This is a genomic window from Pseudomonas sp. 30_B, from assembly GCF_017491605.1.
GTDB lineage: Bacteria > Pseudomonadota > Gammaproteobacteria > Pseudomonadales > Pseudomonadaceae > Pseudomonas.
In genome coordinates this window covers 227,913-240,723 of the sequence record NZ_JAFGYY010000009.1, presented here as the reverse complement: position 1 = coordinate 240,723, position 12,811 = coordinate 227,913, and the positions used below count along the sequence as shown (strand labels likewise).

Sequence of the window (12,811 nt, the reverse complement as noted above, 5' to 3'; positions counted from 1 at the left end):
GGTCGTAGTTGATGGTGTCGTAGCTGTACGCGATCGGTGGCCAGAGGATCCAGCCTCCCTTTTGCGCGATCTGCTCGCGCATGTAGGGGCTCTTGTAGTTCGCCTCCATGGGGAACTCGCCGCCGAAGGCGGTTTCCGGGTAGCGCTTGACCACCGGGAAGTACCAGTTGCCGTCGTAGCGGATGGCCAGCGGCTTGTCGTTGGCGATCAGCTCGGCGCCCAGGCTTGCGATGAACAGCACGAGGAACAGCCAGAGCGACCACCATCCGCGCTTGTTGGCCTTGAAGTGCGCCCAGCGGCGCTGATTGATGGGAGACAGGCGCATCGGATTACTCCCGGTTCTCGAAGTCGATGCGCGGATCGACCAGCGTGTAGAGGACGTCGCTGATCAGCTTCATGATCAGGCCGAACAGGGTGAAGATGAACAGCGTGCCGAACACCACCGGGTAGTCGCGGTTCAGCGCCGCCTCGAAGCTGAGCAGGCCCAGGCCGTCGAGGGAGAAGATCACTTCGATCAGCAGCGCACCGGTGAAGAAGATGCCCAGCAGCGCCGAGGGCAGGCCGGCGATGACCAGCAGCATGGCGTTGCGGAACACGTGGCCGTAGAGCACGCGGCGCTCGGTGAGGCCCTTGGCGCGGGCGGTGACCACGTACTGCTTGCCGATCTCGTCGAGGAAGCTGTTCTTGGTCAGCAGGGTGATGGTGGCGAAGTTGCCGATCACCAGCGCGGTGATGGGCAATGCCAGGTGCCAGAAGTAGTCGCGGATCTTGCCGCCCAGGGTCAGCTCGTCGAAGTTGTTGGAGGTCAGCCCGCGTAACGGGAACCAGTCCCAGTAGCTGCCGCCGGCAAACAGCACTACCAGCAGGATGGCGAATAGGAAGGCCGGGATGGCGTAGCCGATGATGATCGCCGAGCTGGTCCAGACGTCGAAGTGGCTCCCGTGGCGCACCGCCTTGGCGATGCCCAGCGGGATCGACACCAGGTACATGATCAGCGTGCTCCACAGACCGAGGGAGATGGAGACCGGCAGCTTCTCGACGATCAGGTCTGTGACCTTGGCGTCGCGGAAGAAGCTCTGGCCGAAGTCCAGATGCACGTAGTTCTTCAGCATGATCCAGAAGCGCTCGGGCGCTGGCTTGTCGAAGCCGTACATGCGCTCGATTTCCTTCACCAGCTCCGGGTCCAGACCCTGGGCGCCGCGGTAGTGCGTGCCGGCCGAGGCGACTTCGCCTCCGCCGCCGGAGATGCGCCCGGTGGCGCCGCCGCTGGCGGCATCGAAGCCTTCCAGCTTGGCGATCATCTGTTCCACCGGACCGCCAGGGGCGGCCTGGATGATGATGAAGTTGATCAGCAGGATGCCGAACAGGGTGGGGATGATCAGCAGCAGGCGTCGCAGGATATAGGCGAGCATCAGTGCGCTTCCTCTGCCTGGGCATCACTCGCCTTGGCCTGCTCGGCCTCGGTCTTGGTCGGTACCGCCTGGTCACGCGCCTGCCACCAGGTCTGCAGGGCGTAGCTGTAGGGTGGCAGTTTCTGCGGATGGGCGATGCGGTTCCAGTAGGCGATGCGCCAGGTGCCCAGGTACCAGTTGGGCACCACGTAGTGGCCCCAGAGCAGCGCGCGGTCGAGGGCGCGGGCGTGGCGCACCAGGCTTTCGCGGGAGTCGGCGTTGATCAGGCCGTCCACCAGGGCGTCGATGCCCGGATCGCGCAGGCCGATGAAGTTGCGGCTGCCGGGCTTGTCGGCGCTGCTGGAGTGCCAGAACTCGCGCTGCTCGTTGCCCGGCGAGTTGGACTGCGGCCAGCTGCTGACGATCATGTCGTAGTCCCGTGAGCGCAGGCGGTTGACGTACTGCGAGACGTCGACCCGGCGCAGCTGCATGTCGATGCCCAGCTCGGCGAGGTTGCGCTTGAAGGGCAGCAGCACACGCTCGAAGTCGGCCTGGGCGAGCATGAATTCGAAGCTCAGCTGCTTGCCGTCGGGGCCGACCATCTTGTCGTTCTCTATCTTGTAGCCGGCGTCCAGCAGCAGCTGGTAGGCCTTGCGCTTCTGGTCGCGGATGATGCCGCTGCCGTCGCTGGTGGGCGGCACGTAGACCTGGGTGAAGACCTGCGGCGGCAGCTTGTCGCGCAGCGGTTCGAGGATTTTCAGCTCCTCGGCATCGGGCAGCTGGTGCGCGGCCATTTCGGAGTTCTCGAAGTAGCTGCCGTCGCGCAGGTAGGAGCCGAAGAACAGCTGCTTGTTGGTCCACTCGAAGTCGAACAGCTGGGTGATCGCTTCGCGCACGCGCGGGTCCTGGAACACCGGACGGCGCAGGTTGAAGGCGTAGCCCTGCATGCCCCAGGGATTGCCGTTGACCGGCTCCTCGCGAACGATGCGGCCGTCGCGTACCGCCGGCGAGTCGTAGGCAGTGGCCCAGTTCTTGGCGATGCGCTCGTCGTTGAAGTCGAACTGTCCGGCCTTGAACGCCTCCAGGGCGACCGTGAGGTCGCGGTAGGAGTCCACCACCACCGCGTCGAAGTTGTTGAAGCCGCGGTTCACCGCCAGCTTGTCGCCCCACCAGTCCTTGACCTTCTCGTAGCGGATCGAGCGCCCGGCGTCGACCTTGGTGATGCGGTACGGACCACTGCCCAGTGGTGGCTCCATGCCGGTCTTGTTGAAGTCGCGGCTGGCCCACCAGTGCTTGGGCAGGATCGACAGCTGGCCGAGGATCAGTGGCAGCTCCCGGTTGTTGCCGTGCTTGAAGTCGAAGCGCACGCGCAGCTTGTCCTCGGCCACCACCTTGTCGACGTCCGCGTAGTAGTTGCGGTACATGGGGTCGCCGTCCTTCATCAGTGTCTCGAAGGTGAATACCACGTCCTCGGCGGTGACCGGCGTGCCGTCCTGGAACTTCGCCTCGGGGCGCAGGAAGTAGCGCACGAAGCGATGCTCCGGATCCTTCTCGATCTTTTCCGCGAGCAGTCCGTACTCGGTGAAGGGCTCATCGAGGGAGTGGAAGGTGAGGGTGTCGTAGATCAGGTTGATCTGCGGCGCGGAATTACCCTTGGCGATGAAGGGGTTGAGGCTGTCGAAACCGCCGAAGTCGGAGAGGCGCAGGGTGCCGCCCTTGGGTGCGTCCGGATTGACGTAGTCGAAGTGCTTGAAGTCGGCCGGGTACTTCGGCGCTTCGTCATACAGGGTGATGGCGTGCTGCGGCGCGGCCTGTGCACTGCCCAGCAGTCCCAGCAACAGGCCGGCGAACAGCGCGGCGCGGCGGGGGCTCTTCATAGGGTGTTCTCCTGATTTTTCTGCCACCAGGCTCGCAGGCCCAGGGTGTAGGGCGGCGTGGTGACGAAGGCGAAGCGGTTGCGGTACGCCAGTCGATGCTTGTTCAGGTACCAATTGGGAATGCTGTAGTGCTGCCAGAGCAGCACCCGGTCCAGGGCGCGGGCGGCGGTTTCCTGCTGGTCGCGGTCGGTGGCGCCGAGGAGTTTGTCGAGCATCGCGTCCACCACGGGGTTGGCGATGCCCGCATAGTTCTTGCTGCCTTTCACCATGACCTGGCTGGAATGGAAGTATTGCCATTGTTCGAGGCCGGGGCTCAGGGTCTGGGGCAAGGTCATCAGAATCATGTCGTAGTCGAACTGGTCCAGACGCTGTTTGTACTGGGCACGGTCCACGGTGCGCAAGCGTGCATCGATGCCAATGCTGGCGAGATTCTCGCGGTACGGCTGGAGGATTCGCTCCAGGCTCGGATTGACCAGCAGGATTTCGAAGCGCAGCGGCTTGCCGCTGGCGTTCAGCAGGCGATCCCCGGAGAGCTTCCAGCCGGCGTCGGCCAATAGACCCAATGCATGGCGCAGGGTTTCCCGCGGAATACCGTTACCCTGGGTGACCGGCACCGTGAAGGGGCGGGTGAACAGTTCTTCCGGCAATTGCTTGCGGTAGGGAGAGAGCAGCAACCATTCCTGACCCTGGGGCACGCCGGTGGCGGAAAAGCTGCTGTTCGGGTAGTAGCTGCTGGCGCGCGCGTAGGCGTCGTTGAACAGTGCGCGGTTGGTCCATTCGAAGTCGAACATCAAGCCGAGGGCCTCGCGCAGGCGGCGGTCGGCGAAGGTCGGCCGGCGCGTGTTCATGAACAGCGCCTGGGTCTGGGTCGGAATCTTGTGCGGGATTTCCGCGCGTACTACGTCGCCCCGGCGCAAGGCCGGGAAGTGATAGGCGCTGCGCCAGTTCTTCGCCTGGTGCTCGATGTAGAAATCGAATTCGCCGGCTTTGAAGGCTTCGAAGGCGATGCCGGCATCGCGATAGAACTCCACCTCGACCCGGTCGAAGTTGTACTTGCCGCGATTCACCGGAAGGTCCGCGCCCCACCAGTCCTTGACCCGTTCGAATACCAGGCGCCGCCCCGGCACCACTTCGCTGATCCGATAGGGGCCGCTGCCCAGCGGGGGCTCGAAGGTGGTGGCCGTGAAGTCGCGGCCTTTCCAGTAATGCTGTGGCAGGACAGGCATTTCGCCCAGGCGCAGGATCAGCAGCGGGTTGTCGCTGCGCTTGAGCACGAAGCGGATGCGCTGAGGCGAGAGGATGTCGACCCGCTGCACTTCCTGCAGCGCGGTGCGGTACATCGGATGCCCGTGCTTGAGCAGGGTGCGGTAGGAAAACGCCACGTCGTAGGCGGTGATCGGCTTGCCATCGTGGAAGCGTGCCTGTGGGCGCAGGTTGAACACCACCCAGCTGCGGTCTTCGGCGTATTCGACGCTGCCGGCGATCAGGCCGTAGCTGGAGGCCGGTTCGTCGCCGGACGGGTCATAGAGGCCGGTGCCGACCATCAGCGGCTCGTTCAGCTCGCTGACGCCGTACTGCAGGAAGTCGGCGGTGCTGATCGGCGGGCTGCCCTTGAGGGTGTAGGGGTTGAGGGTGTCGAAGCTGCCCAGGCCCATCAGGCGCAGGGTGCCGCCCTTGGGCGCCATGGGGTTGACCCAGTCGAAATGGTCGAAGTTGGCGGGGTATTTCAGGTCGCCGAACTGCGCATAGCCGTGGCTTTCCGTGATCTGGGCCGAGGTAGGCAGACTGAGCAGGAGGCCGAGGAACAGGAGGGGCAGGCGACGCATCGGGCGTAGGGTCCGATCCTTGGCAGGCGTTGGGCGAATGGCACCCTACAGTAGCAGCTTGTCCGTGCCGCCAGAAGCCGCGCGCCGGGACAATTGCGTCACGGCGCGTGACGAGGGTCAGCGGCTGGCGGTGTCGAGGTACAGCGTCAGGGTCTGGCCCGGCTTCAGGGCCTTGCCGCTGCGCGGGTTCCAGCGTTTGATGTGCTGCATTTCGACGTTGAAGCGCTTGGCGATCAGCGACATCGAATCGCCTTGCTTGACCTTGTAGTAGGTCACTTTTTCCTTTTCCTTGGACTTTGCGTTCGAGGCGATCTGCCGGGTGGCCGCGCTGGAGCCGCCTTGCAGCTTGAGCGTCTGGCCCGGCTTGACGCCGTGGCTGTCCAGGTTGTTCCAGCGCTTGATGTCGGCGACGTCGACGTCGTTCTTCTTGGCGATCTGCCAGAGCGTATCGCCGTTCTTCACGGTGTAGGTGCGGCTCTGAGTGCGGGTGGACGTGCGCTCGACCTGCGCCAACTGACGCGGGCTTTCCGGCTCGACGACCGGACGGCCCGGCTGGCCGGGGATGACCAGGACCTGGCCGTTGCGCAGGCGGTTGGCGCTCAGGCGATTGGCGGATTTCAGCTCGGCCACGGTGAGGCGGTAGCGCTGGGCGATGCTGTGCAGGCTGTCGCCCTTGCGTACGCGGTACTGTTGCAGGCCCTTGCCGGACGTCGAGGCGGAGGCGACCGAGGTGTAGGCGCTGATCGGCTGCGGCGTCAGGGTGTCGATGTTGGCCTTCAGGGTATCGGCCTTGTCCTTGGGCACCAGCAGATGGTGTGGGCCGTCGAGGGTGACCTTGCGTTTGAAGGCGGGGTTCAGCTGGTACAGCTCGTCCTCGTCGAGGTCGGCGAGAGCGGCGACACGCGACAGGTCGAGGCCCGGCTTGATGCGAATCGAGGTGAAGTAGGGCTCGTTGGCGATCGGGTTGAGGTTGATGCCGTAGATGGTCGGTGCGTTCACCAGTTGCGACAGTGCCAGCAGCTTGGGCACGTAGTCCTGGGTTTCCTGCGGCAGCGGCAGGTTCCAGTAGTCGGTCGGCAGGCCGAGGCGCTCGTTGCGCTCGATGGCGCGGCTGACGGTGCCTTCGCCGGCGTTGTAGGCGGCCAGCGCGAGCAGCCAGTCGCCGTTGAACATGTCGTGCAGGCGGGTCAGGTAGGTCAGCGCGGCGTTGGTCGACGCCTGGATGTCGCGGCGACCGTCATAGAAGTTGGTCTGGCGCAGGTTGAAATGGGTGCCGGTGCTCGGGATGAACTGCCACAGGCCGACGGCCTGGGCGCGGGATACCGCCATCGGGTTGTAGGAGCTTTCGATGACCGGCAACAGGGCCAGTTCCAGCGGCATGTCGCGCTCTTCCAGGCGCTCCACGACATAGTGCATGTACGGGCTGCCGCGTTCGCTGGCGTTTTCCAGGAACGACGGGTTGCTCATGAACCACAGGCGCTGGCGCTCGATGCGCGGGTTGGTGTCGATCTGATCCTGCAGCTGGAAACCGACGCGCATGCGCTCCCAGATATCGTTCTGGGAATCCGACCAGGCCGGCTTGAACTTCACGTCGACCGCGCGGGCGGCATTGCGGGCCTGGGAGTCGTTGGCGACGTGCTGGGTCGACTGACAGCCGGCCAGGCCCGCGGCGAGCAGCACCACGGAGACTCGGATGGAGCGAGCCAATGCGTCTAGATCGAAGGTCTTGCTGGTCTTTGGCGGCATTGGCTGATGACTGTGTCCGGGGCAAAAATTTCGGGGATTCTAGGAACCGCCGCTGCCCTGGTCAAGATTTCGCCACCCCTCAGAACTGGTCCTTCCAGCGGCGAATGGTCGCAAAGACCTCGTCCGGCGTGCGGATTTGCTGGCCGCTCCGCTCGTCGGCGATTTTCTTAACGGATGTTTCCGACACACGAAGGAAAGGATTCGTCGCCCGTTCCAGGGCAATGGAGGAGGGCAGGCTGATCTTCCCTTGCTCGCGCCAACGGCTGACTTCTTCGAAGCGTGCGCGGACTTCGGGATTCTCCGGTTCCACCGCACAGGCGAAGCGCAGGTTGCTCAGGGTGTATTCGTGGGTGCAGTAGACCTGGGTCTGGCCCGGCAGGGCTGCCAGGCGGTTCAGCGAGGCGTGCATCTGCGCCGGTGTGCCTTCGAACAGGCGGCCGCAGCCGGCGGCGAACAGGGTGTCGCCGCAGAACAGCAGTGGCGGCTCATGGTCCCCATTGAAGTAGGCGATATGTCCGAGGGTGTGGCCGGGCACATGGATGATGTCGAAGCCGAGGCCGAGCACCTCGACGCGGTCGCCATCCTCCAGCGCCACGTCGCGTGCGGGGATCTTCTCGCCAGCCGGGCCGAGCACGCGGGCGCCGGTTGCGGCCTTGAGCTGGGCGACGCCGCCGACATGGTCGGCATGGTGGTGGGTGACCAGGATATCGGTCAGGGTCCAGCCGGGATGGGCGTCCAGCCAAGCCAGTACCGGGCCGGCATCGCCCGGATCGACCACCGCGCACTGGCGGCGGGTCACATCCTGCAACAGCCAGAGGTAGTTGTCGGAAAAGGCGGGTAGCGCGTCTATCTGTATCATGGCCGGAAAGTCGCTAAGTAATGGGCATTGGCGCATAGTAGTGCGGATACGCACTTTTGTGTCGCGCGCTCCCACAGGGGGTAGTGATGATCGAACCCGAACCCTTCGCCCAGGCCGATGCCGACTGGTTGGAGCTGATCGCCCAGGCGCGCGATTGGCTGGCCGGTCCGATCGGCGGAATGATGCTCGCCGAAGAGCAGCAACTGCTGACTGACGAGCTGGAACGCTATTTCGGCGGCTACCTGGTGCATTACGGCCCCCACGCCGAGCTGCCGGCCAGCACCGGCAACATCCAGCGCGGCGTGCGCCTGGGGCCGCCGCTGCCGGGCGTTGAGATCGCCTGCGACGAGGCGGCCTGGCCGCTGGGCGAACATGCCGCCGACGTGGTGCTGCTGCAGCATGGCCTGGATTTCTGCCTGTCGCCGCACCGGCTGCTGCGCGAAGCCGCGCGCAGCGTGCGCCCCGGCGGGCACCTGCTGGTGGTCGGGGTGAACCCCTGGAGCGCCTGGGGCATCCGCCATTACTTCGCCCGCGACGCTTTGCGCCGTGCCCGCTGCATCTCGCCGACGCGGGTCTGCGACTGGCTCAACCTGCTGGGATTCGCGCTGGAGAAACGCCGCTTCGGGTGTTATCGTCCGCCGCTTGCATCGGCGAAATGGCAGGGCCGCCTGGCCCGCATGGAGACCTGGGGCCCCGTCCTGCAGGGCTCTGGCGCCGGCTTCTATTTGTTGGTGGCGCGCAAGCTGGTAGTCGGTTTGCGGCCCCTGCGCCAACCTCGCCGCGAACCGCGCGGACAACTGGTGCCGCTGCCGGTGGCCAAGGTCAGCCGCCGCGATTCCGAGTCCTGAACACGAGCGATATGAGCGAAGAGAAAGTCGAGATCTACACCGACGGTGCCTGCAAGGGCAACCCGGGCCCGGGCGGCTGGGGCGCAGTGCTGTTCTACAAGGGCGCCGAGCGCGAACTGTGGGGCGGCGAGTCGGAAACCACCAACAACCGCATGGAACTGATGGCCGCCATCATGGCCTTGGCCGCGCTCAAGCGGCATTGCGACGTGCGCATCGTCACCGACTCGCAGTACGTCATGCAGGGCATCACCGAATGGATGGCCAACTGGAAGAAGCGCGGCTGGAAGACCGCCGCCAAGCAGCCGGTGAAGAACGCCGACCTGTGGCAGGCGCTGGACGAGCAGGTGAACCGGCATAATGTCGAATGGCGCTGGGTGCGCGGCCATACCGGACACCCCGGCAACGAGCGCGCCGACATGCTCGCCAACCGTGGCGTGAGCGAACTGCCGCGCTAAGCGTCCGGCTATCAGGATCAAGGTCGCCCGGAGCCGTTCGGGCGAATCAACTGCAAGAAGGTTTCACACAGAATGCGTAGCGTCGTACTCGATACTGAAACGACCGGTATGCCGGTCACCGACGGCCACCGGATCATCGAGATCGGTTGCGTCGAGCTCGAGGGCCGCCGCCTGACCGGCCGGCACTTCCACGTCTACCTGCAGCCCGACCGCGAGATCGACGAAGGCGCTATCGCGGTCCACGGCATCACCAACGAATACGTCAAGGACATGCCGCGCTTCCGCGAGGTGGCCAACGAGTTCTTCGAGTTCATCAACGGCGCACAGCTGATCATCCACAACGCGGCGTTCGACGTCGGCTTCATCAACAACGAGTTCGCCCTGATCGGGCAGACCGAGCGCGCCGAAGTCGCCGACTACTGCTCGATCCTCGATACCCTGCTGATGGCCCGTGAGCGCCATCCGGGCCAGCGCAACAACCTCGATGCCCTGTGCAAGCGCTACGGTGTCGACAACTCCGGCCGTGACCTGCACGGCGCACTGCTCGACGCCGAGATTCTCGCCGACGTCTACCTGGCGATGACCGGTGGCCAGACCAGCCTGTCGCTGGCTGGCAATGGTGCCGAGGGTGACGGCAGTGGGCGTGCCACGGCCACGGCAATCCGCCGTCTCGCTGCTGAGCGTGGGCTGACCCGTGTGATCCGCGCCACCGATGCGGAGATCGAAGCGCATATCGCACGCCTGGCGGTAATCGAAAAGTCCGCGGGTGGCCCGTCGCTCTGGGCGCAGATGGAAGCGCCGAAGGAGTGATCCTCCGCGCTGCTTGAAGAAGGCCCCTGAGCAGGGGCCTTTTTGTTTTTCGTAGGAGCGAGCTTGCTCGCGAACCGCCCAGCTCCGGTGCCGCCGGATAATCCTCGATTCTTCCGTAGGAGCGGACCTTGTCCGCGAAATCCTTCGCGGATGAATCTGTTCTTGCCGGGAAGTGCCCACGCTTTGCGCCCGCGTAGGAGCGGACTCTGTCCGCGAAGCTGTTGGTTCTTGTTTGGGTGTTTCTGCGCCGCTTCGGCGTGCTCGGAAGTCTCTTGTTTCGCCCCCTCGGGCGAGTCACTTTCTCAAACGCGAGAAAGTAACCAAAGCGCTTGCCCCTGCATCCGGGTCCCGCTTCGCGGGACTCCCCTCGCTCCATCGAAGTTTCAGGGGCACGCATCGACGGGCCATCCCTGGCCCGACGACGCTCTCGCGGCATCCATGCCGCTCAACCCCTGAAACTCCGATTCCACTCGGCCTCCTGAAGGGGCGCCCCGGAGCGTGCGGAGGTTTCTCTGGAAGTCTTCAATTTCCAGAGCCAGAGCCAGAGCCAGAGCCAGAGCCAGAGCGTAGCGCTCGGAATTAACGGGCTTTGCCTGTCACCCACGCGACGTTTTATTACAGCCGTCAGCCGACCGCATTCCCCTACATTTCGTGAGTCCATACTCTAGTAAGGGTCGACGCCAGCAGAGCGTTATCAGGGGTTCACAATGTACAAAGACTTAAAATTCCCCATCCTCATCGTTCACCGCGACATCAAGGCCGATACCGTGGCCGGCGACCGGGTCCGCGATATTGCCCGCGAGCTGGAGCAGGATGGCTTCACCATCCTGTCTACCGCCAGTTCCGCAGAGGGGCGCATCGTCGCCTCCACCCACCACGGGCTGGCCTGCATCCTGGTCGCCGCCGAGGGGGTGGGGGAGAACCAGCGCTTGCTGCAGGACGTGGTGGAGTTGATCCGCATGGCGCGGGTGCGCGCGCCGCAGCTGCCGATCTTCGCCCTCGGCGAGCAGATGACCATCGAGAACGCGCCGGCCGAGTCCATGGCCGACCTGCACCAGTTGCGCGGCATCCTCTACCTCTTCGAAGACACCGTGCCCTTCCTCGCCCGCCAGGTCAGCCGCGCCGCGCGCAAATACCTGGAAGGCCTGCTGCCGCCCTTCTTCCGCGCGCTGGTGGAGCACACCGCGCAGTCCAACTATTCCTGGCACACGCCCGGCCACGGCGGCGGTGTGGCCTATCGCAAGAGTCCGGTGGGGCAGGCCTTCCACCAGTTCTTCGGGGAAAATACCCTGCGATCGGACCTCTCGGTCTCGGTACCGGAACTGGGCTCGCTGCTCGACCACACGGGCCCGCTGGCCGAGGCTGAAGCCCGCGCCGCGCGCAACTTCGGCGCCGACCACACCTTCTTCGTGATCAACGGCACCTCGACGGCGAACAAGATCGTCTGGCATTCCATGGTCTGCCGCGATGATCTGGTGCTGGTGGACCGCAACTGCCACAAGTCGATCCTGCACGCGATCATCATGACCGGCGCCATCCCGCTCTACCTGACGCCCGAGCGCAACGAGCTGGGCATCATCGGCCCGATCCCGCTCTCCGAGTTCAGCCGCGAGTCGATCGCCGCGAAGATCGCCGCCAGTCCGTTGGCCAAGGGGCGCGAACCCAAGGTCAGGCTGGCGGTGGTGACCAACTCAACCTACGACGGCCTCTGCTACAACGCCGAGATGATCAAGCAGGCGCTGGGAGACAGCGTTGAGGTGTTGCACTTCGACGAGGCCTGGTACGCCTATGCGGCCTTCCACGACTTCTACGACGGGCGCTACGGCATGGGCACGAGCCGCCAGGACAGCGGTCCGCTGGTATTCACCACCCATTCTACCCACAAGATGCTCGCCGCCTTCAGCCAGGCCTCGATGATCCACGTGCAGGATGGCGGCGCCCGGCGCTTCGACCGTGCGCGCTTCAACGAAGCCTTCATGATGCACATCTCCACCTCGCCGCAGTACGGCATCATCGCCTCGCTGGACGTGGCCTCGGCGATGATGGAGGGCCCGGCGGGGAGTTCGCTGATCCAGGAAACCTTCGATGAGGCGCTGAGCTTCCGTCGCGCCCTGGCCAACGTTCAACAGAACCTCGCCAAGGACGACTGGTGGTTCTGCGTCTGGCAGCCGCCGGGCGTGGAAGGTACCGACGAGGTGAAAACCCCCGACTGGGTGCTGGAGCCCAATGCCGACTGGCATGGCTTCGGCGATGCGGTCGAGGACTATGTGCTGCTCGACCCGATCAAGGTCACCCTGGCCACGCCGGGCCTCACCGCCGGCGGGCGCCTAGACGCCCGGGGCATTCCCGCCGCGGTGGTCAGCCGCTTCCTCTGGGAACGCGGCCTGGTGGTGGAAAAGACCGGCCTGTACTCCTTCCTCGTGCTGTTCTCCATGGGCGTCACCAAGGGCAAGTGGAGCACTCTGGTCACCGAACTGCTGGAGTTCAAACGCAGCTACGACGCCAACGAGCCGCTGATGGATGCACTGCCCAGCGTTGCCCAGGCCGGTGGCGCGCGGTATGCCGGCATGGGCCTGCGCCACCTGTGTGACGAGCTGCATGGCTGCTACCGCGATCACGCCACCGCCAAGGCGATGAAGCGCATGTACACCGTGCTGCCTGAAATCGCCCTGCGCCCGGCCGATGCCTACGCGCAGCTGGTGCGCGGCGAGGTGGAGGCAGTGCCCATCGACCAGTTGGAAGGGCGAATCGCGGCGGTGATGCTGGTGCCTTATCCGCCGGGCATCCCGCTGATCATGCCGGGCGAGCGCTTCACCGAGTCCACCCGCTCGATCCTCGATTACCTGGCCTTCGCCCGGAGTTTCGAGCGCAACTTCCCGGGCTTCGACTCGGACGTGCACGGTCTGCAGATCCAGGAGGTCAATGGCGAGCGGCGCTATACGGTGGAGTGCTGCAAGTGACGGAAGGGCCCTGAGGCGCAGGGCCCGCCGTTTTTTCAA

Annotated in this window: 9 protein-coding genes and 1 pseudogene; 4 read left to right on the top strand and 6 right to left on the bottom strand. The window is 64.9% G+C overall.

All coding sequences use genetic code 11. The features are described 5' to 3' along the window. The 6 genes and pseudogenes from J5M67_RS12715 to gloB all read right to left on the bottom strand — a co-directional run. Positions 1–325 (bottom strand): annotated as a pseudogene (locus J5M67_RS12715) (ABC transporter permease); the annotation flags it as partial. A gap of 4 nt (positions 326–329) precedes the next feature. Continuing rightward, the gene (locus J5M67_RS12710; protein ID WP_207885691.1) at positions 330–1,412 is read right to left on the bottom strand and encodes a microcin C ABC transporter permease YejB; all 1,083 of its coding nucleotides are present in this window, start codon (positions 1,410–1,412) and stop codon (positions 330–332) included. Then, positions 1,412–3,268: an extracellular solute-binding protein gene (locus J5M67_RS12705; protein WP_207885690.1), complete on the bottom strand. Its 1,857-nt coding sequence runs from the start codon at positions 3,266–3,268 to the stop codon at positions 1,412–1,414. The genes J5M67_RS12710 and J5M67_RS12705 overlap by 1 nt, the downstream gene beginning before the upstream one ends. Continuing rightward, entirely contained in the window at positions 3,265–5,094 is a 1,830-nt protein-coding gene (locus J5M67_RS12700; RefSeq protein ID WP_207885689.1) for an extracellular solute-binding protein, read from the bottom strand. The genes J5M67_RS12705 and J5M67_RS12700 overlap by 4 nt, the downstream gene beginning before the upstream one ends. A gap of 117 nt (positions 5,095–5,211) precedes the next feature. Next, on the bottom strand, positions 5,212–6,840 hold the full coding sequence (locus J5M67_RS12695; RefSeq protein WP_207885688.1) for a LysM peptidoglycan-binding domain-containing protein: 1,629 nt from the start codon (positions 6,838–6,840) through the stop codon (positions 5,212–5,214). 79 nt (positions 6,841–6,919) lie between these two features. After that, complete coding sequence (gene gloB / locus J5M67_RS12690) at positions 6,920–7,699, bottom strand: hydroxyacylglutathione hydrolase (protein ID WP_207885687.1); 780 nt, start codon at positions 7,697–7,699, stop codon at positions 6,920–6,922. 86 nt (positions 7,700–7,785) lie between these two features. Between gloB and J5M67_RS12685 the strand changes: the two genes are divergently transcribed. From J5M67_RS12685 to J5M67_RS12670, 4 genes are all read left to right on the top strand, one after another. Then, complete coding sequence (locus J5M67_RS12685; protein WP_207885686.1) at positions 7,786–8,547, top strand: class I SAM-dependent methyltransferase; 762 nt, start codon at positions 7,786–7,788, stop codon at positions 8,545–8,547. Between the two features lie 11 nt (positions 8,548–8,558). Continuing rightward, positions 8,559–9,002: a ribonuclease HI gene (gene rnhA / locus J5M67_RS12680; protein ID WP_207885685.1), complete on the top strand. Its 444-nt coding sequence runs from the start codon at positions 8,559–8,561 to the stop codon at positions 9,000–9,002. A 72-nt stretch (positions 9,003–9,074) separates the two neighbouring features. Continuing rightward, on the top strand, positions 9,075–9,812 hold the full coding sequence (gene dnaQ / locus J5M67_RS12675; protein WP_207885684.1) for a DNA polymerase III subunit epsilon: 738 nt from the start codon (positions 9,075–9,077) through the stop codon (positions 9,810–9,812). 707 nt (positions 9,813–10,519) lie between these two features. Continuing rightward, a complete protein-coding gene (locus J5M67_RS12670) occupies positions 10,520–12,772 on the top strand; it encodes an arginine/lysine/ornithine decarboxylase (protein ID WP_207885683.1) in 2,253 nt (750 codons plus the stop codon). Positions 12,773–12,811 lie beyond the last annotated feature (39 nt).